17 protein-coding genes are annotated in these 18360 nt (G+C 71.5%); 8 read left to right on the top strand and 9 right to left on the bottom strand.

Translation table 11 applies throughout. The features are described from left to right. Positions 1-405: 405 nt before the first annotated feature. The gene (locus ACFV20_RS01855) at positions 406-1299 is read right to left on the bottom strand and encodes an NYN domain-containing protein (protein WP_385651232.1); all 894 of its coding nucleotides are present in this window, start codon (positions 1297-1299) and stop codon (positions 406-408) included. Between the two features lie 199 nt (positions 1300-1498). On the opposite strand from ACFV20_RS01855, the gene ACFV20_RS01850 reads away from it, so the two are divergent. Then, positions 1499-1651, top strand: a complete 153-nt coding sequence (locus ACFV20_RS01850) for a hypothetical protein (protein WP_366711948.1) — start codon at positions 1499-1501, stop codon at positions 1649-1651. 133 nt (positions 1652-1784) lie between these two features. Further along, entirely contained in the window at positions 1785-3866 is a 2082-nt protein-coding gene (locus ACFV20_RS01845; protein WP_385651230.1) for a trypsin-like serine peptidase, read from the top strand. A gap of 9 nt (positions 3867-3875) precedes the next feature. On the opposite strand, the gene ACFV20_RS01840 is transcribed toward ACFV20_RS01845, so the two are convergent. The 3 genes from ACFV20_RS01840 to ACFV20_RS01830 form a co-directional block, all read right to left on the bottom strand. After that, complete coding sequence (locus tag ACFV20_RS01840; RefSeq protein WP_234850138.1) at positions 3876-4481, bottom strand: MarC family protein; 606 nt, start codon at positions 4479-4481, stop codon at positions 3876-3878. 169 nt (positions 4482-4650) lie between these two features. Beyond that, on the bottom strand, positions 4651-5511 hold the full coding sequence (locus tag ACFV20_RS01835) for a PHP domain-containing protein (protein ID WP_385651281.1): 861 nt from the start codon (positions 5509-5511) through the stop codon (positions 4651-4653). 131 nt (positions 5512-5642) lie between these two features. Then, the gene (locus tag ACFV20_RS01830) at positions 5643-6284 is read right to left on the bottom strand and encodes a DUF6758 family protein (protein WP_385651228.1); all 642 of its coding nucleotides are present in this window, start codon (positions 6282-6284) and stop codon (positions 5643-5645) included. A 160-nt stretch (positions 6285-6444) separates the two neighbouring features. Here ACFV20_RS01830 and ACFV20_RS01825 point away from each other — a divergent pair, with 160 nt between their 5' ends. Beyond that, the gene (locus tag ACFV20_RS01825) at positions 6445-7668 is read left to right on the top strand and encodes an MFS transporter (RefSeq protein ID WP_385651226.1); all 1224 of its coding nucleotides are present in this window, start codon (positions 6445-6447) and stop codon (positions 7666-7668) included. Between the two features lie 30 nt (positions 7669-7698). Here the strand turns inward: ACFV20_RS01825 and ACFV20_RS01820 are convergent, their stop codons facing one another. Continuing rightward, positions 7699-8283, bottom strand: a complete 585-nt coding sequence (locus ACFV20_RS01820) for a suppressor of fused domain protein (protein WP_385651224.1) — start codon at positions 8281-8283, stop codon at positions 7699-7701. A 455-nt stretch (positions 8284-8738) separates the two neighbouring features. Between ACFV20_RS01820 and ACFV20_RS01815 the strand changes: the two genes are divergently transcribed. Both ACFV20_RS01815 and ACFV20_RS01810 read left to right on the top strand, forming a co-directional pair. Further along, positions 8739-9854, top strand: coding sequence for a magnesium and cobalt transport protein CorA (locus ACFV20_RS01815; RefSeq protein ID WP_385651222.1), 1116 nt, complete (start codon positions 8739-8741; stop codon positions 9852-9854). 23 nt (positions 9855-9877) lie between these two features. Continuing rightward, positions 9878-10390, top strand: coding sequence for a hypothetical protein (locus tag ACFV20_RS01810; protein ID WP_385651220.1), 513 nt, complete (start codon positions 9878-9880; stop codon positions 10388-10390). 4 nt (positions 10391-10394) lie between these two features. On the opposite strand, the gene ACFV20_RS01805 is transcribed toward ACFV20_RS01810, so the two are convergent. Further along, positions 10395-11150: a hypothetical protein gene (locus ACFV20_RS01805; RefSeq protein WP_385651218.1), complete on the bottom strand. Its 756-nt coding sequence runs from the start codon at positions 11148-11150 to the stop codon at positions 10395-10397. 225 nt (positions 11151-11375) lie between these two features. Here ACFV20_RS01805 and ACFV20_RS01800 point away from each other — a divergent pair, with 225 nt between their 5' ends. From ACFV20_RS01800 to ACFV20_RS01790, 3 genes are read left to right on the top strand one after another with little or no spacing between them, the layout of a single operon-like run. Then, positions 11376-12659 carry a magnesium transporter MgtE N-terminal domain-containing protein gene (locus ACFV20_RS01800; protein ID WP_385651216.1) on the top strand — a complete coding sequence of 428 codons (1284 nt, stop codon included), beginning with the start codon at positions 11376-11378 and terminating at the stop codon, positions 12657-12659. Beyond that, entirely contained in the window at positions 12649-13248 is a 600-nt protein-coding gene (locus ACFV20_RS01795) for a DUF1003 domain-containing protein (protein WP_385651214.1), read from the top strand. The genes ACFV20_RS01800 and ACFV20_RS01795 overlap by 11 nt, the downstream gene beginning before the upstream one ends. Before the next feature lie 42 nt (positions 13249-13290). Beyond that, positions 13291-14424 carry an Mrp/NBP35 family ATP-binding protein gene (locus ACFV20_RS01790; protein ID WP_361119940.1) on the top strand — a complete coding sequence of 378 codons (1134 nt, stop codon included), beginning with the start codon at positions 13291-13293 and terminating at the stop codon, positions 14422-14424. A gap of 146 nt (positions 14425-14570) precedes the next feature. Here the strand turns inward: ACFV20_RS01790 and ACFV20_RS01785 are convergent, their stop codons facing one another. The 3 genes from ACFV20_RS01785 to ACFV20_RS01775 all read right to left on the bottom strand — a co-directional run bounded on the left by ACFV20_RS01785 (position 14571) and on the right by ACFV20_RS01775 (position 18297). Next, positions 14571-15242 (bottom strand): hypothetical protein, encoded by a 672-nt coding sequence (locus ACFV20_RS01785; RefSeq protein ID WP_385651210.1) that lies wholly within the window; start codon positions 15240-15242, stop codon positions 14571-14573. A gap of 228 nt (positions 15243-15470) precedes the next feature. Beyond that, positions 15471-15920 carry a sec-independent translocase gene (locus ACFV20_RS01780; RefSeq protein WP_385651208.1) on the bottom strand — a complete coding sequence of 150 codons (450 nt, stop codon included), beginning with the start codon at positions 15918-15920 and terminating at the stop codon, positions 15471-15473. A gap of 226 nt (positions 15921-16146) precedes the next feature. Beyond that, positions 16147-18297: a trypsin-like peptidase domain-containing protein gene (locus tag ACFV20_RS01775; protein WP_385651205.1), complete on the bottom strand. Its 2151-nt coding sequence runs from the start codon at positions 18295-18297 to the stop codon at positions 16147-16149. Between the last annotated feature and the right edge of the window lie 63 nt (positions 18298-18360).

The following is an 18360-nucleotide window of genomic DNA, read 5'->3' as shown; positions in this document are numbered from 1 at the left end:
AGCCTGGCTCCATCACTACAATCACCACCGCCCCCACACCGCGACCGGCGGCAAACCACCCGTCACCAGGTTGACCAACGTCCCTGGGCAGTACACCTAGTACCGCGTCCGCCGGGACGGGCTGGTACCGCGTCCGCCGGGACGGGCTGGTACCGCGTCCGCCGGGACGGGCTAGTGCCGCGTCCGCCGGGACGGGCTAGTGCCGCGTCCGCCGGGACGGCCTGATACCGCGTGCGCCGGGACGGGCTAGTACCGCGTCCGCCGGGACGCCTGATACCGCGCGCGCCGGCATCGCCCGGCGGTCGCCGGGGCCGCCTGGTCCTGTCTGCTCCGGCGTCGCCCGGCCCTGCGTCCAGTCGCGACTGCCTACCGCGACCGCCTACCGCGACTGCCCAGCGCCACTGCCTAGTACTGCGTCCGCAAGTGCTCCCAGAAGCCGTCGCGCAGTGCCCGCCGCAGATCCGCCTGGCCGCGCAGCGAGTACTGCAGGAGGCCCTCCGCCTCCACGAGCAGGTCCTGGTCCACCGAGCCGGGCAGGTAGGGGTGTCCGGGCAGCAGCTCGACCAGCGTGTCCCGGCCGCGTGCCGCCAGCCACTTCGCCGCGATCTGCGCGCCCACGAACCGCACGTTCTCACGGGTGGGCCGTTCGGCCGTCGTCTCGTGGGCGGGGGCGGTGCGGCGGGAGACGTACGGCTTGAAGAAGTCGAGGTCCAGGGTCCGCTGGCTGTCGACCTCCCACAGCAGGGGCTCCGCCTGGTTGCGGCCGTCCGGCGCCTCGATGCCCCAGAGGTGGACCCGGGCGCCGTAGCCCTGGGCCGCCTCGACCGCCGAGACCAGGTCCTCGTCGCCGCCGAGCAGTGCCGCGTCGCTGATGGCACGGTGGCGGGCGAGGGACTCCAGGTCGGAGCGGATGAGTGAGTCGACGCCCTTCTGCTGGTTGTTGGCGTTGAGGTTGCCGAGCCGCACCTTGACGTCCGGCAGTTCCGCGATGGTCTGCTGTTCGGCCGTGTGGATGCGGCGCCGGGCGCCGTCGTACCAGTAGACCCGCAGCAGCCGGCTGTCCGCGAAGATCGTGCGGGCCCGGTCGATGAGCGCGTCGATCAGGCCCTCGGCGTCCACGTCGAAGGCCCGGCGGTCCTCCGTACCGGCGACGAGCCGCCCGGCGGCCGCGTACAGGTACCCGGCATCGACGAAGATCGCGTGTGTCGAGGGCGTCTTCGCCACCTCGGCGAGCATGCGCTGGAGCAGCTCGTTGGTGCGGTCGATGCGGGCGCTGAGGGCCGCGAGGTCGTCGTTCATCACCTCCATTGTCCGGGTGGTCACACTGCGAACACAACCGGTCCCGTTGGGTCCCGTAACCACACTCTTACGACTCGGTAATTAGCCGTTCGAAAAATTTCTTTAGCGTAGGGAATGTTTCACCCACGCGTCCCCGTTGACTCATACGGAACACCGAGTAGTTCTCCTCAGGAGGATGACCAGACGAAGGGAGAAGCCCTTGCGCTTCGAAATCATGCGACTCGACGACGTCGACGGCACGGCTGTGGACACGACCGTCGTGGACGCCGCCTCCGTCAACCGCATCGTTCAGCAGGCGGCCGCCATCGGCCAGCGCCTCTGGATCCGCCCGGCCGAGACCGCGGCCTCATAACGCGCGCAGCTCTCCCGTACACGGAAGCCCCCGCCCGGCATCGGCCGTGCGGGGGCTCCGCTGTTGCGGACCTCCCAGGTCGGAGGCGTACTGGCTGAGGGGCCCCGCACGAGTCGGAACAGGACGGTGGAGCATGTCGGTGACGGACCGGTCGCACAAGGAACTGCATCACCAGGCCGCCGACGAGGCGGCGCGGCGCTATGAGGACTCCGCCGCCGAGCGCGAGCGGGTCGAGAGTCGGATGGCGGCAGGTGTGCGGTTCCCGGACTCCCCGGACGCACTCGCCGTCCGCGCCGCCCGCCTCCTCGACCGGGGCGGACTGTCGCCCTCGGCGGTGGTGGCGGACATCCACCGCGAGGCCATGGACCTGCCCGACGCCAACGAGCGGATCATCGACCTCTCCAACGAGCTCCAGGCCTGGAGCTTCCTGCCGCGCGGAGTCAGGGCGGGTGCCACGGTCGCCCGGATCACCCTGCGGCGCGGCGGCCGCGAGCTGCCGCACGGGACCGGCTTCCTGGTCTCGCCGCGGCTGCTGATGACCAACCACCACGTCCTGCCCGACGAGAGCTTCGCCCGGGACTGCTTCGCCGAGTTCAACGCCCAGGTCACCGCGGACAACGTGCCCGACACCGTCGTCCGGATGGAGCTCGACCCCGGGGCCTTCTTCGCGGCGGACCAGCGGCTCGACTTCGCCCTGGTGGCACTCGCGGCCACGCCGGACGGGCCCGCGCCGGGCGAGATCTTCGGCTGGAACCGGCTGAGCGTGCAGGTCGGCAAGCTGGTGCTCGGCGAGAAGGTGAACATCATCGGCCACCCCTCGGGCCGGCTGAAGGAGATCGCGCTGCGCGACAACGCGGTACTGGTCCGCCTCGACGACTTCGTGCACTACACGACCGACACCGAACCGGGGAACTCCGGCTCCCCCGTCTTCAACGACCAGTGGGAGGTCGTGGCGCTGCACCACAGCGGGGTGCCGAAGAAGGACGACCAGGGCCGCGTCCTGCGCAAGGACGGCCGGCCCTGGCAGCAGGGCGACGGCGACGACGCCATCGACTGGGTCGCCAACGAGGGCGTCCGGATCAGCTCGATCCTCAAGCACCTGGCCGGCCTGGACCTCGACCCGGCGCGGCGCGCCCTGCTGGCCGGGATGGGCCCGGACAGCGGCCTGGACCAGGCCGTTCCGACCGCGGCGACGCTCCCCGCCACGGACTCCGGCCCACAGCAGCGAGCGGCGGCGGTGCCGGGCCCGGCCACCCCGGCGGCGCCCGCGGCCGTCAGCGAGGCCGCGGACCGCGGACCCCGGGTGGGGCTGCGGGCCCGCGGCAGCGCCTTCGGCGGCCGTCAGCACCTGGTCTTCCTGCACGGCCGCGACCAGCAGGACCACTGCCCCGACGGGCTGCGCCGCACCTGGACGGCCGGCCTGAACCGCGGACTCACCCTCGCCTCGCTGCCCCCGCTGGACCCGGAGGACGTGTGGTTCCCGTTCTACGGCACGCGGCTGCACGACCTCGTCAGCGGCAGGGAGAGCGCGGCAGAGTCCATCGGTCTCGACCGGTTGAGTGCCGCCGCTGCCGCCGAGGTGTTCGCCGCGGAGTCGCCCACCGGCTCCTACGAGCGGCTGCTCTACGAGGCGGCCGCCCGGGCCGGCATGCCCCAGAACGGGCCGGCGGCCACGGAGGGCTTCGGCGCGGGTCTGGTCGGGGCGCTGCACCGGCCGCTGAGCTGGCTGGCCGCCCGGTCCGACCTGGACGAGTGGACCATCGCCACGTTCCTGAGGGACGTCGACCTGTACCTCGGCGACGGCGCCGTGCGGCAGGCGGTGCTGGACGGCGTCATGGAGACCATGCCCACCAGCGGCGAGCTGGTGCTGGTCACGCACAGCCTGGGCACGGTCGTGGGCATGGACCTGCTGAACCGGCTGCCCGAGGGCCTCGATCCCGTCCTGCTGGTCACCGCGGGCAGCCCGCTCGGCCTGGACGGTGTCAACGAACGGCTCCTCACCCGGGGCCCGCACCAGCCGCCCAGGGTGCGCGACTGGGTGAACGTCTGGTGCCCGACCGACGCGGTGGCGATCGGCTGCCCGCTGGCGGACGAACGGTGGGGGAAGGTCACCCAGCTGGCCGTCTCCAACGGCCGCGACCGCGCGCACAAGATCGACGAGTATCTCGGGCACCCGGGGCCGGCCCGGGAGATCCGCGGCGTCCTGAGGTCCTGACCGGGTCCGTCAGCTCCCCTGGATCACCTGGGTGACGCCGTTGATGATCTGCTGCACGGCGATCGCGGAGAGCATCATGCCGGCGAGGCGGGTCACCAGGACCACACCGCCGTCCTTGATGATCCGGATGATCACCAGCGAGTAGCGCATGACCAGCCACAGCACGACGTGGATGGCGAGGATCGCCGCCCACACCGACACCTGCGCGGTGACGCTGTGCGCCTTCTGCACGGCGAGGATGACCGACACGATCGCTCCGGGCCCGGCCAGCAGCGGCATGCCCAGCGGTACGAGGGCGACGTTGACGTCCTTGGTCTGCTTGGGCTCGTCGGTCTTGCCGGTGAGCAGGTCCAGCGCGATCAGCAGGAGCAGCAGACCGCCCGCGATCATCAGCGCGGGCACGGACACGTGCAGATAGTTCAGGATCTGGTGGCCGAGGAGCCCGAACACGGTGATCACACCGCCGGCGACGCAGACGGCCTGGAAGGCCATCCGCTTCTGCACCTTACCGGGCCGGCCCGCGGTGAGGGCGAGGAAGATCGGTGTGATCCCGGGGGGATCCATGATGACGAAGAGGGTCAGGAACAGGGAGCCGAAGACGGCGAGGTCGAACATGAACGTGATGGCCTTGCGGTATGGGTGGAGCGGCGGGGCACGGCGTATCGGCACCGCTGTGGGCAGGCGTTCCGCACGGGCCCCGGGCGCTTCGGGCAGCGGGGGCGCGGAACGGATGGGCACGGCGGACAGCGCCGGGTGCCTGAAGAGGTTCTGGAGCGGGGGACCCTCAGACGGCCCCGCCGGCCCCGGGCACCGGGAACGCCCCGAAGGCCCGCCGCGTGATCTCGCCGTACACCTCGGGATCCGTCGTGTACTCCCCGAGCACGCAGGTCTTGCGGCTGCCGTGGTAGTCCGAGGACCCGGTCACGAGAAGGCCGAGTTCCTTGGCCAGGCCCCGCAGCCGCGCGCGGGTGTCCGCGTCGTGGTCCATGTGGTCGATCTCGATGCCGTCCAGTCCGGCCGCGGCCATCTCGGCGATGGCGGCCTCCGGCACCGTGAGCCCCCGCTTGCTCGCCCCGGGGTGCGCGAACACCGCGACCCCGCCCGCGCCCTTGACCAGGCGGATGGCCTCGAAGGGGTCGGTCTCGTGCTTCTCGACGAAGACCCGGCCGCCGTCGGCCAGCCAGTCCTGCGTGAAGGCGTCGTTCACGGTGGGCACGACACCCAGCTCGACCAGCGCGCTCGCCACGTGCGGGCGTCCGACGGACCCCTCACCGGCGATCCGCGCCACCTGCTCCCACGTCACGGGCACGCCCAGCTCCTGAAGCTTGGCGATCATGCCCTGGGCGCGCGGCACCCGGTCGTCGCGGACCAGCTCCCGCTCGGCGAGCAGAGCCGGCTCCTCGGCGTCGAAGAGGTAGGCCAGCATGTGCATGCTGATGCCGTCGATCCGGCAGGAGAGTTCGGCGCCGGTCACCAGCGTGAGGCCCTCGGGCAGCGCGGCGATCGCCTCGGCATGCCCGCGGGTGGTGTCGTGGTCGGTGAGCGCGACGACGTCCAGCCCCGCGGCGGCGGCCTTCCGGACCAGCTGCGCGGGAGAGTCCGTGCCGTCGGAAGCGGTGGAGTGGGTGTGCAGATCGATGCGCACGACACGGACTCCAGACACGACAGCAGGAACAGGACTGCACAAGGATAACCGGATTTTCAACGACCGCTGTCACACCTGAACCGGCCAAGCGCCCCCTACAACGAGAGGCCCGAACCCCGGCCCCGCACGTCCTACGGCTGGAGCAGGCGCGGCGACAACGCCCCGCACGGCACCAGTTCCACCTCGGCCCCCGCCTCCCGGAGATCCGCCAGCACCAGTTCGTCGTACATCAGCAGCCCGGACTGCTCGGGCCACACCACGGCCCACAGCCACATCCCGAGCGCCTCCCCCGCGAACACCGCGCGGTCGTGGGGCGCACCGGCCACGTGCCACAGCGGTGTGGGGCGCCCGGCGGCCAGCACCTTGGCCTGCGGCGGCTTCTCGACGTTCATGTGCGGCCCCGGGTCGGGTCCGTCCATGCCGGCGTAGCGCGCCCCGAGCCCGACACCGAGCTCCTCGGCGACCAGGATCAGCTCGCCCATCCCGCCGAGCGGCCCGGGCCCCGTGCAGGCCACGGCGGTCGCGCGGCCGCCGGTGCGGTCGTCGCCGGCGCAGGCCACCCCTGTGAACAGCCACCCCACCGGCAGCGGCCAGGGCATCCACAACGGCACCCGGGTGCGGTGCACCACGACGTTGAGGGCGTCGACGCTGGGCGGTATCACGGGCTGCACCGGATGAACGGTGCCGTGCACGTCGCACTGCCACGAGTCGGAGAAGAGGCCGGGAGCCCTGACCCGGCCACCACACTTCGGGCAACTGGGTTCGCCCCTCATAGGGCCCCACGGTCCTACCCGCGCCCCGCCGCGTCAAGGACGATCACCCATCCGGACGGAACCCTTCACCGGCACCGTTAGGTGTAGCTTGCATTAATTAGCATGGCTAACTTAGTATGTGTATATACCAACTACCTAGTCTCGGGAAAGGGAGCACGCAATGGACTCCTTCGACGCCGGATCGGGCGGCCTCCTGAAGCAGCCCACGTCCGTGTGGGCGACCGCCGGGGCGTCGGTCGTCGCCTTCATGGGCATCGGACTCGTCGACCCGATCCTGCCGTCCATCGCCCAGGGCCTCGACGCCACGGCCGGCCAGGTCTCCCTGCTCTTCACCTCGTACTTCCTCATCACCGCCGTCGCGATGCTGGTGACCGGCTTCATCTCCAGCCGGATCGGCGGGAAGAAGACGCTGCTGCTCGGCCTCGCGTTCGTGGTGGTGTTCGCCGGACTCGCGGGCACCTCCGGATCCGTCGGCGAACTGGTGGGCTTCCGGGCCGGATGGGGCCTCGGCAACGCGCTGTTCGTCTCCACGGCCCTCGCGGTCATCGTCGGCGCGGCGGCCGGCGGCAGCGCCGCGGCGATCCTGCTGTACGAGTCGGCCCTCGGCCTCGGCATGGCCTGCGGCCCGCTGGTGGGCGCCCTGCTCGGCGACGCCAGCTGGCGCTACCCGTTCTTCGGCACCGCGTTCCTGATGGCCGTCGGCTTCCTGTGCATCACGGTGTTCCTCAAGGAGCAGCCGAAGCCGGCCCGCAAGACCTCGCTGCTGGACCCGCTCAAGGCCCTCGGGCACGGCGGCCTCGCCTCCGCGGCGGTCTCGGCGTTCTTCTACAACTACACGTTCTTCACCGTGCTGGCCTTCACGCCGTTCGTGCTGGACATGAGCCCGTACCGGTCGGGTGCGGTGTTCTTCGCCTGGGGCGTGCTGCTCGCCGTCTTCTCGGTGATCGTCGCCCCGCGTCTGCAGAAGCGATTCGGTTCGCTGAAGGTGCTGGGCGGTTCGCTGGTGCTGCTCGCGGCCGACGTGCTGGTGCTCGGCTACGGCTCGCACACCACCGCCGTCGTCTGCACGATCCTGTCCGGCGCCTTCATCGGCGTGAACAACACCGTCTACACCGAACTGGCTCTCGGCGTCTCCGACGCCCCCCGGCCGGTGGCGAGCGCGGGCTACAACTTCGTGCGCTGGTTCGCCGCGGCGGCAGCCCCCTACTTCGCGCCGAAGATCGAGGAGTGGACCGACATCCACATCCCGTTCGTGGTGGCGGCGGTCACCGCGGTCGTGGGCGCGGCCGTCGTCGTCGTACGGCGCAAGGCCCTCACAGACGAAGCGGAGGAGCTGGAGCCGCGGCACGCGACCGAGGACGGCGTCGCCGTCTTCGTCAACTGAGGCCGTAGGGCCGGAGTTTGGTGAGCTTCCTCACTCCAGCGGGACGGACTTCCGGGACGGATCCCGGAGGTCCGTCCCCTGGTTCAGCCACCTCTCCCGCAGCGCCTGCGCGCCGTGCACGCGCTTCCAGGCGGCCTCGTTCGGGGTCATCGGCAGCAGCGGCAGGAACCGCACGGGGTCGAGGGGCTCGTCCAGCTCCAGGTCCTCGACCAGACCGCCCGGCTCGGCGACCAGGACCGAGCTGAAGGGGGCGCCCGGCCACAGCGGCTCACCGACGTCCAGGGATGCGCCGGGAGCCACGACCAGGCCCTCCACCTGCGGAGACGCGGCGAGCACGGCGAGCGGCCGGAGCACCTTGTCGGTGTCGGCGATCCCGGAACGGACCGAGAGGACCAGCTCGGCGCGCGGGCCCTTGACCGGGTCGGCGACCACCGCCGTGGGGTCCGTCATGGGGTGCGCGGACATGCCGAGCGAGGCGTAGCGGACGATGTCGCCCTCCTGGAAGCGGAGCACCTCGATGCGGTCCGTGCCGAGGAAGGTGACCGCGGCGCGCGCGTCCGGTTCGCCCAGCGCCGTCCGCAACCGCGCTTCGACCAGAGGAAGAACATCTGCCATGCGGCGAGCATAGAACTCGTCAGTAGCGGGCAAAGCAGCACCTTGACAGTTGTGTCGGCTGCTACTCTTGCCCGGTGGTTCGGGGCAGCACGCTGAAGCGTCGCGATCAAGCCCCGACGCCGAAGGAACTCCCTTACGAGGGACCGGCCGGAGGAGGTGGGGCTGCAATGGATCGAAGTCGACCGTGCAGTAGCACCACGCTCTTCGCGCCGCCGATGTAGCCGCTGCTGTCTCTGGCTGCCACCTCTCGCACTCGCTTCACCGCGGAAGAGCGCTTCGTCTCGCTTTGCCTGATCTGCCTCAGTAGCTGAATCAGTGACGAACCCGGCCACCGCGACGATGCGGTGCTCCCCGCTTTGTGGACGTGCCAAACATCCGTGGTCACAACGTCCTCATTCCGGGTAGTTCCACCCGTCGCCGGCGCCGTTCGTCGCACGCCCGCGAAGGAGCCCGCCATGTCGATGATCCGCGACCTGCGCGCCGTTGTCCGTCCCTCCCGTGTGTCGCTGCGCAAGGAGAGCGGCACCTACGACGCCACCCGCAGCCCCGCCGCGGCCTCCGCCGTGGTCGACTGCGCCGTCTACCGGGACGGCCGCCGCATCGAGACCGAGACCGCCCTGACCCCGCACGAGGCGGTGCGCCTGGTGCGCCGCGACGGAGGGTTCGTGTGGATCGGCCTGCACGAGCCGACGGAGGCCGAATTCTCCGGCATCGCCAGTGAGTTCGGACTGCACCCGCTGGCGGTGGAGGACGCCGTCCAGGCCCACCAGCGGCCCAAGCTGGAGCGCTACGACGACTCCCTGTTCACGGTCTTCAAGACCATCCACTACGTCGAGCACGACCAGCTCGACGCCAACAGCGAGGTCGTCGAGACCGGCGAGGTCATGTGCTTCACCGGGCGGGACTTCTTCATCACCGTCCGGCACGGCGGGCAGGGCTCCCTGCGGACCCTCAGGCACCGCCTCCAGGACGACCCCGAGCTGCTCGCCAAGGGCCCCTCGGCGGTGCTGCACGCCATCGCGGACCACGTGGTCGACGGGTACATCGCCGTCGCCGACGCGGTGCAGGACGACATCGACGAGGTCGAGACCGATGTCTTCTCCCCGGGGCGCAAGGGTTCACCGCGCGGTTCGGACGCCGGCCGGATCTACCAACTCAAGCGCGAGGTGCTGGAGTTCAAGCGGGCCGTGTCGCCCCTGCTGCGGCCCATGCAGCTGCTGAGCGAGCGGCCGATGCGGCTGATCGACCCCGACATCCAGAAGTACTTCCGGGACGTCGCCGACCACCTGGCCCGCGTCCAGGAGCAGGTCCTCGGCTTCGACGAGCTGCTCAACTCCATCCTCCAGGCCAACCTCGCGCAGGCGTCCGTCGCCCAGAACGAGGACATGCGGAAGATCACTTCCTGGGCCGCGATCATCGCCGTGCCGACGATGGTGTGCGGCGTGTACGGGATGAACTTCGACCACATGCCGGAGCTGCACTGGCGCTACGGCTACCCGGTGATCCTGGGCTTCACGGTCGTCGTCTGTCTCGGCATCCACCGCACGCTGAAGCGGAACGGGTGGCTGTGAGCGGCCTGGTTAGGCTGAGCCCCATGACAAGCGAGCTGCTCGACCAGGCCCTCGTCGAGGAGGCCACGAAGAAGTCCGGCCTCGTCTGGGTCCAGGGCCCCGGCGGCCCGGCGCGTGCGCTGTGGCACGTGTGGCACGAGGGTGCCGCGTGCCTGGTCGGCGACGGGCCGGGCGAGCAGCCGCTGCCGGGGCTGGCCGACGGGTCCGAGGCGACGGTGACGGTGCGCAGCAAGGACAAGGGCGGCCGGCTGGTCACCTGGACGGCGCGGGTCACCGAGCTCGCGCCCGGCTCCGAGGCGTGGGACGCGGCGGTCGCCGAGCTCAAGGGCAAGCGGCTGAACGCGCCCGACGGCGAGGCCATGACCGACCGCTGGGCCCGCGAGTGCCGGGTGCTGCGGCTGGAACCGACCGGGGCGACGGCGCCGCTGCCCGACGGGTCCCTGTCCGAGCCGCCCCTGCCGTCCCCGGCGATCACCCGCCGGCCGGTCCCGGCGGCTCTGCCCCGCCTGCTGCTGAAGAAGCGCAAACGGGCCTGACGGGCTAGGACGCCGGCAGCTGCTTGCCGTAGTCCACCGTCTCGTTCTTCTCCGGCTCCCGGAGGGAGAAGTCCTCCCCCCAGCCGGAGAACGTGAGCGTTCCCGCCCCGCCGGCCCGCTCCAGGCGCAGCGGGTACGGCTTGCCCTCCAGCGAGACCTCCAGGGTGCCGCCGGAGCCCTTGTCACCGGTGACGCGGATGGTGCGGACGCCCGCCTCCTCGTCGTGGCCGTCCGTCGCGAGCGTCCCGTGCAGGGTCAGCAGACCGTCGAGGAGGAGGCTCTTGTCCGTGAAACCGCTGAACTTCTTGTACGCCGGGTCGCCCTGCGGCACCTTCACGAACTTGCCGTCGAGCTTGGAGGCCGCCGCCGCGTCCCCCTGGCCGCCCTCCTCCTGGCCGCTGCCGTGAGTCCAGAACTCGGCGTCCGCCTTGACGTAGAGCTGCTCGCCGATGCGCAGCAGCTTGAAGGTCGCGCCCTTCGCGGTGACCGCACCGTCGCCGCCGTCGTCCTTCAGCCGCATGTCGAGCGCGTACGTGCGCCCTCCGCTGACGACGTTGCCGTGCACCCGGACCGCCCCGGCGGACTCGGCGGCCGCCCGGGTCTTGCCCTGGATCTTGGCGGCGGGGAGTCGGCCGACCCCGTTGGTGCCCTCGTTCGGATCCTCCGCGCAGCCGGTGAGCACCGTTCCCGTCACGAGCAGGGCGCACGCGGCGCTCGTGAGTGCGGCACCGCGGCCACGGCTCTGGCGAATCGGAGTCACAGGTGGGGCTGCCTCTCTGACGGGAGACCTGAACGGCGTACCGCAGGGTACCGGGGTCGTACGAACGGATCGGAGCCAGTGCGTCCGGACCGGCCGCCCACGCGTCACCGATCAGGACGGGCTAGCCTGAAGCCCACCCGAGCGGGCAATTCGGAAGACACAGGCACAAGGAAAGCCCTCCCCACAGGACCCACGAACCACCCCGCACGAAAAGGAGCCGCGGCCATGGCAGCGGGCGCCCCCCGGATCTTCGTATCGCACCTCCAAGGTGTCGCCGTCTTCGACCCAGCCGGTGACCAGGTGGGGCGGGTGCGCGATCTGGTCGTCATGCTGCGGGTGGGACAGCGACCGCCGCGGCTGCTCGGCCTCGTCGTCGAACTCGCCACCCGCCGCCGTATCTTCCTGCCGATGACCCGGGTCACGGCCATCCAGTCCGGCCAGATCATCACCACCGGCGTGCTCAACGTCCGGCGTTTCGAGCAGCGACCCACCGAGCGGCTGGTCTTCGGGGAGCTGCTGGACCGGCGCGTGACGCTCACCGAGACCGGTGAGGAGGTCACCGTCCTGGATCTGTCGGTGCATCAGCTGCCGGCCCGCCGGGAGTGGGAGATCGACCGGGTCTTCGTCCGCAAGGGCAGGAAGGGCAGTGCCTTCCGGCGCGCCAAGGGCGAGGCGCTGACCGTCGAGTGGACCGCCGTCACCGGGTTCTCCCTGGAGGAGCAGGGGCAGGGCGCCGAGAGCCTGCTCGCCACCTTCGAGCAGCTGCGCCCGGCCGACCTGGCGAACGTCCTGCACCACCTGTCCGCCAAGCGCCGGGCCGAGGTCGCCGCCGCCCTCGACGACGACCGGCTCGCCGACGTGCTGGAGGAGCTGCCGGAGGACGACCAGATCGAGATCCTCGGCAAGCTGAAGGAGGAGCGCGCCGCCGACGTCCTGGAGGCCATGGACCCCGACGACGCGGCCGACCTGCTGGGCGAACTGCCGACGGACGAGCAGGAGCGGCTGCTGAGCCTGATGCAGCCCGGCGACGCGGCCGACATGCGGCGTCTGATGTCGTACGAGGACCGCACGGCGGGCGGTCTGATGACCACCGAGCCGATCGTGCTGCGCCCGGACGCCACCGTCGCCGACGCGCTCGCCCGGGTCCGCAACCGCGACCTCTCCCCCGCCCTCGCCGCCCAGGTCTACGTCTGCCGGCCCCCGGACGAGACCCCGACCGGCAAGTACCTGGGCACGGTCCACTTCCAGCGGCTGCTGCGCGAGCCACCGCCGTCCCTGGTCAGTTCGATCGTGGACACCGATCTGCAGCCGCTCGACCCCGAGGCCGAGCTGCCGGCCATCGCCGGGTTCTTCGCCACGTACGACATGGTCGCGGCGCCCGTCGTCGACGAGGCCGGATCGCTGCTGGGCGCGGTCACCGTGGACGACGTGCTCGACCACATGCTCCCGGAGGACTGGCGGGAGCAGGAGTTCCACCTGGACGAGGAGGTGGCGACCGATGGTTCCTGAGCGTGAGAGCGTGCGTGAGCGCACACCGGCGGGCGCCACCGCCGCCTCCCGGCCCCGCACCACCCGCCTCGACCAGCCGCTGCCGCGGCGGCGCCGGTTCCTGCCCGAGTACGACCCGGAGGCCTTCGGCCGGCTGTCGGAGCGCATCGCGCGCTTCCTGGGCACCGGGCGGTTCATCGTCTGGATGACGGTCGTCATCATCCTGTGGGTGGTGTGGAACAGCCTCGCCCCCGGCCACCTGCGGTTCGACGAGTACCCGTTCATCTTCCTGACCCTGATGCTCTCCCTCCAGGCCTCCTACGCCGCCCCGCTGATCCTGCTCGCGCAGAACCGGCAGGACGACCGGGACCGGGTCAACCTGGAGCAGGACCGCAAGCAGAACGAGCGGTCGATCGCCGACACCGAGTACCTGACGCGCGAGATCGCCGCCCTGCGCATCGGCCTGGGCGAGGTCGCCACCCGTGACTGGATCCGCTCGGAGCTGCAGGACATGGTCAAGGAGATGGAGGAACGGCAGAACGGCCACCGTCACGACCCCGTCGTATTCCCGGCGGAACGGTCAGGGGGACGTGACGCAGACGACCGCTGAGACGCTTTCCTACGCACCGGTACGGCGCCGTACCATCGTCCTATGGCTACGGAAGACGCGGTGCGCGAGGCACTGGCGACGGTGAACGACCCCGAGATCCACAAGCCCATCACCGAACTCGGGATGGTCAAGTCGGTGGAGATCGGCGCGGACGGGGCGGTCGCGGTCACCGTGTACCTCACGGTCTCGGGCTGCCCGATGCGGGACACGATCACGCAGCGCGTGACCGACGCGGTCTCCGCCGTCGAGGGCGTGACCCGCGTCGACGTCACGCTCGACGTGATGAGCGACGAGCAGCGCAAGGAGCTGGCGTCCGCCCTGCGCGGCGGCCAGACCGAGCGCGAGGTCCCCTTCGCCAAGCCGGGCAGCCTCACCCGCGTCTACGCGGTCGCCTCCGGCAAGGGCGGCGTCGGCAAGTCCTCGGTGACGGTCAACCTGGCCGCGGCGATGGCGGCCGACGGCCTCAAGGTCGGTGTCGTCGACGCCGACATCTACGGCCATTCCGTGCCGCGCATGCTGGGCGCCGACGGGCGTCCCACCCAGGTCGAGAACATGATCATGCCGCCGTCGGCGAACGGCGTGAAGGTCATCTCCATCGGCATGTTCACGCCCGGCAACGCCCCGGTCGTCTGGCGCGGCCCCATGCTCCACCGCGCGCTCCAGCAGTTCCTGGCGGACGTGTACTGGGGCGACCTGGACGTCCTGCTCCTGGACCTGCCGCCCGGCACCGGCGACATCGCGATCTCCGTCGCCCAGCTGGTCCCGAACGCCGAGATCCTGGTCGTGACGACCCCGCAGCAGGCGGCGGCCGAGGTCGCCGAGCGGGCGGGCTCCATCGCCGTGCAGACCCACCAGAAGATCGTCGGCGTGGTCGAGAACATGTCCGGCCTGCCCTGCCCGCACTGCGACGAGATGGTCGACGTGTTCGGCACGGGCGGCGGCCAGCTGGTCGCCGACGGCCTGACCCGCACGACCGGCGCGAACGTCCCGGTCCTCGGCAGCATCCCGATCGACGTCCGCCTGCGCGAGGGCGGCGACGAGGGCAAGCCGGTCGTCCTCACGGACCCGGACTCCCCGGCGGGCTCGGCGCTGCGCGCGATCGCGGGCAAGCTGGGAGGACGCCAGCGCGGCCTGTCGGGCCTGTCGCTGGGGATCACTCCGAGGAACAAGTTCTGATCTGACGCGGGTGGCCGCAAGCGCCCTTCTCGGGGGCGCGGGGAACTGCGCGAGCAACTGCGCGAGCAACCACGCACGGCCCGCAGCCGCCCGAGCACCGGAATCCCCACGGCGAAGGGGCGCCGAAACCCGGCGCCCCAGGGAACTCACGCGTACGCGGCGATGTCCTTCACCACGGCGAAGCCGAGCCCGTACGCGCTCATCCCCCTGCCGTACGCCCCGACATGAACCCCCGCCGAGGTCGACCCGGCCAGCACCCACCCGAACTCGGACTCCCGGTAGTGGAACGCCGTCGGCACCCCGTCCACGGGAAGCGACAGCGTCGACCAGTCGGCCCCGTCGAGGTCGTCCGCGAGCACCCACGCCGTCTCGGTCTGCTGCTCCAGCCAGTCGTCCCGCAGCGCGTGGTCCATCTGCCCGGGCCAGGTGAAGGACAGCAGTCCGACGCCCGCGAGCCACGCCGCGGACGACACCGACGTGGCCTCCAGCAGCCCCGTGCCGTCCGCGGTACGCCGTGAGGGGTTCGCGGCCACGGTCACGACGACCGCGAACTTCTCCTTGGTCTCCTGATCGCCCCCGGCGGCGAACTCGTTGCGCACCGAGGGCTCGTCACCGTGTCCGATCGACCCGTGTTCCACGGCCCCGTCGGCCGTCGTACCGACCTGCATCAGCCAGCGCGGCCCCGTGAAGGCCTCGTCGAGGCCGTACCAGGGGAAGGGCGCACGCAGGTAGCCGTCGACCGTACGCCGGGCGGAGGGGAGCTGTTGTCCACCCTCCGCGGCCGGCGTCTGCGCGACTGCCCGACTCGTCGTCTCCATGTGCCCGGACGCCTCCTCGCTCTAGTCGGACCGCAACGGCCCGCCCCCCTTCGGGCGTACTCGTCACGGTCCGCACAACAACTCGGCAGCATAGCCACACCGCTGCGAGCAGCAGGGAAACCGCCCGGCGCGTGGGCCGCACGGGCGCCCGGTTCAGGCCGTAGACAGCCCGACCGGAGTATGAAACGCGTCACGCGCCCGGGGGCGTGCGCCCCCTGCGTGTGCCGCTCAGGTGGCGTCCGCGTCGAAGGGCGGCCGGTCGTCCGGAGCGGACGTCTCGGGCTTCTTCGTCATGTCGATACGGCCGCCGGACGAGCCGGTGGAGCCCGCGGACGACGCCGAGGACGGGTCGGAGTCACGGCTGTGGACGGCGTCGGTGACCTCGGCCATCTCCTTCTTCAGGTCGAAACCGTTGCGGATCTCCTTGAGCCCCAGGTCCTCGTTGTCCAGCTGCTTGCGGATGAAGGTCTTGGGGTTGAGGTCCTCGAACTCGAAGTCCTTGAACTCCGGGCCCAGTTCCTGCCGGATGTCGTTCTTCGCGCTCTCCGAGAACTCACGGATCTTCCGGATGGTGCGCGTCACGTCCTGGATGACCTTGGGGAGCTTGTCCGGACCGAAGACGAGCACGGCAAGGACGATGAGCGTCACCAGCTCGAGTGGTCCTATGTCATTGAACACCTGAAGCTCCTAGCGATGTCCTCGGTCCTCGGCCCTCGTGGTCGGTGCGGGTCTTGCCGTGGTCCGGGCCGGATCCACGGTACCCGGCGATCCAGTCCGACCGGTACTGTCCCGGGGCCTCCGCGTGCGGGAGGTGGGAGCGCTTGCCCGATTGTCTGCCTTGCCGGTCCCCTGTGGGGCCGTTGGGACCCCTTGGGGCGAATCCGCGCGTCACGGCCCTCATGTCTCAGCCACCGGAGGATCCGAGGACGAGCGAGACCTTCCGCTCCTTGCCGCCACGCTCGACGGTCAGCTCCAGACGGTCGCCGGGGCGGTGCGCCCGGGTCTTGACGATCAGTTCCTCACCGGAGTGCACGCGCAGGCCGTCGACCTCCCTGATGACGTCACCCGCCTTGATCCCGGCCTTGGCGCCCGGGCCGCCGGCGGTGACCGGCGCGCCGCCCTCGCTGCCCTCGGCGGCGACGCGGGCACCGTCGCCCGTGTAGTCCATGTCCAGCGTGATGCCGATGACCGGGTGGGTCGCCTTCCCGGTGTTGATCAGCTCCTCGGCGACGCGTTTGCCCTGGTTGATCGGTATGGCGAAGCCGAGGCCTATCGAACCGGCCCGGCCGCTGTCCGGCCCGGAGCCGCCGCTCTCCGCCGAGCGGATGGCCGAGTTGATGCCGATGACCCGGGCCCGGGCGTCGAGCAGGGGCCCGCCGGAGTTGCCCGGGTTGATGGGCGCGTCGGTCTGCAGCGCGTCGACGTACGACACGTCGCTGCCGTCGCCCTTCTCGCCGCCGGCCGTGATGGGCCGCTCCTTGGCGCTGATGATGCCCGAGGTGACGGTGCCGGCCAGGTCGAAGGGGGCGCCGATGGCCACGACGGGGTCGCCGACCTGCACGTTGTCCGAGTTGCCGAGGGGCAGCGGGGTGAGCCCGCTGACGCCCTTCACCTTCACGACGGCCAGGTCGTAGCCGCTGTCCCGGCCGATGACCTCGGCCTTGGCGGTCTGCCCTCCGTTGAAGGTGACGGTGATCTCGCCGCCCGAGCCGGCGGGCTGCACGACGTGGTTGTTGGTGAGGATGTGCCCGCGGGTGTCGAGCACGAAGCCGGTGCCCGTGCCCTGCTCGTCGGCGCCGCTGACATGCAGGGTGACCACACTGGGCAGGGCCCGCCCGGCGATCCCGGCCACACTGTCGGCGTTCCGGGCGGTGGACTCCTTCCCGGCCTGTGGCAGCTCGACGGTCCCGACGCCGCCGTTGCGCTCCAGGTACGTCCCGACGGCACCGCCGATGCCCCCGGAGACGACCGCGAGCAGGACGGCACCGAGCACCAGCGATCGCCTCCCCCGGCTGCGCCGCTGCTCCGTGCTGAGCATGGCGGCGCCGTTCTGCTGGAGGGGCCCCTGCCCCTGGGCGACGGTGGGGGCCGCCCAGGGGTCGTAGCGCTGCCAGGGGCCGGAGGCCGGTGCGGTTGCCGGGGCGTCGGCGTAGGGCGGTGCGGCCGGGGCGGGTGCGGGGGTGGCGGGGGGTGGTGGCTCGGCAGGTCCGTGAGCGGCGGTCGGGTGCACTGCGGGGGCCGGGGCCCCGGGCACCGGGGTCGGCGGAGTGCCCTGCGCCGACGGCACGGCCGCTTGCCCCGGCATCGCCACTCCCTGCGCCGGGGTCGCCGAGGTCGCCGGATGCTGGACGGGCGGCGCGGGCGCCCAGGGGCCTGGCTCGCCGTAGGGCGGGGTGCTGTACGGGTCGGGGTCGTGCAGCGGCTTGGGCGCTTCTTCCGACGGCGCGGCGGGCGCTGCGGCGGCAACGGGCAGGCCCTGCTCTGATGACCGGGCAGCGGGCACCGAGGCAAGGCCCTGGGCAGCGCCCCCAGTCAGGACGTCATCCGTCCCCGCCACACCGTGCGCCGACTCGGCGGAAACCGGAGCAACAGCCTCACCAGCACCCCCGACCACGACGTCATCCGTCCCCGCCACACCATGCGCCGACTCGGCGGAAACCGGAGCAACAGCCTCGCCAGCACCCCCGACCACGACGTCATCCGTCCCCGCCACACCGTGCGCCGGCTCGGCGGAGTCGCTCTCGGCCACGGTCGGAACCGCCTCGGGATGCCTCAGCTCGTAGTCGCCGTCGCTGTCGCCGCCGGACGGGGGCGCGGGGCGCGGCAGCTCGAAGTCGGCGTCGGAGCCGCCGGTCCGGTCCAGCCGCGCAGGCTCCCCCGCGCGCAGCCGCTCAGCACCCTGGCCCGCTGCGGCGGAGCCCTCCGTCACGGCCTGGTCCTCTGCCACGCCCTGGCCCTTCCCCACGCGCGGGTCCGCTCCCTGCGGCTCCGCCGTGTGCTCCTGCGGGCGCGGACGGCTCCACCACTTCGCTTTCGTGGGCTTCCCCTCGTTCATGCTCTCCCCACAGCCGCGGCACGGCTCGTCGCGATGGCCGCAGTTCCTCGAACCGGCGCCCGG

It is taken from the genome of Streptomyces sp. NPDC059696 (genome assembly GCF_042733745.1).
In the GTDB taxonomy this organism is placed as follows: Bacteria; Actinomycetota; Actinomycetes; order Streptomycetales; family Streptomycetaceae; genus Streptomyces.
Note: the sequence above shows the minus strand (reverse complement) of the source record. Positions and strands in the feature narration are given on the sequence as shown.

What these genes read in the sequence shown, in the direction of transcription:
- ACFV20_RS01855 (WP_385651232.1), bottom strand. Translation starts at nt 1,299, where the DNA reads ATGAACGACGACCTCGCGGCCCTCAGCGCCCGCATCGACCGCACCAAC.
- ACFV20_RS01845 (WP_385651230.1), top strand. Translation starts at nt 1,785, where the DNA reads ATGTCGGTGACGGACCGGTCGCACAAGGAACTGCATCACCAGGCCGCC.
- ACFV20_RS01840 (WP_234850138.1), bottom strand. Translation starts at nt 4,481, where the DNA reads ATGTTCGACCTCGCCGTCTTCGGCTCCCTGTTCCTGACCCTCTTCGTC.
- ACFV20_RS01830 (WP_385651228.1), bottom strand. Translation starts at nt 6,284, where the DNA reads ATGAGGGGCGAACCCAGTTGCCCGAAGTGTGGTGGCCGGGTCAGGGCT.
- ACFV20_RS01825 (WP_385651226.1), top strand. Translation starts at nt 6,445, where the DNA reads ATGGACTCCTTCGACGCCGGATCGGGCGGCCTCCTGAAGCAGCCCACG.
- ACFV20_RS01820 (WP_385651224.1), bottom strand. Translation starts at nt 8,283, where the DNA reads ATGGCAGATGTTCTTCCTCTGGTCGAAGCGCGGTTGCGGACGGCGCTG.
- ACFV20_RS01815 (WP_385651222.1), top strand. Translation starts at nt 8,739, where the DNA reads ATGTCGATGATCCGCGACCTGCGCGCCGTTGTCCGTCCCTCCCGTGTG.
- ACFV20_RS01810 (WP_385651220.1), top strand. Translation starts at nt 9,878, where the DNA reads ATGACAAGCGAGCTGCTCGACCAGGCCCTCGTCGAGGAGGCCACGAAG.
- ACFV20_RS01800 (WP_385651216.1), top strand. Translation starts at nt 11,376, where the DNA reads ATGGCAGCGGGCGCCCCCCGGATCTTCGTATCGCACCTCCAAGGTGTC.
- ACFV20_RS01795 (WP_385651214.1), top strand. Translation starts at nt 12,649, where the DNA reads ATGGTTCCTGAGCGTGAGAGCGTGCGTGAGCGCACACCGGCGGGCGCC.
- ACFV20_RS01790 (WP_361119940.1), top strand. Translation starts at nt 13,291, where the DNA reads ATGGCTACGGAAGACGCGGTGCGCGAGGCACTGGCGACGGTGAACGAC.
- ACFV20_RS01785 (WP_385651210.1), bottom strand. Translation starts at nt 15,242, where the DNA reads ATGGAGACGACGAGTCGGGCAGTCGCGCAGACGCCGGCCGCGGAGGGT.
- ACFV20_RS01775 (WP_385651205.1), bottom strand. Translation starts at nt 18,297, where the DNA reads ATGAACGAGGGGAAGCCCACGAAAGCGAAGTGGTGGAGCCGTCCGCGC.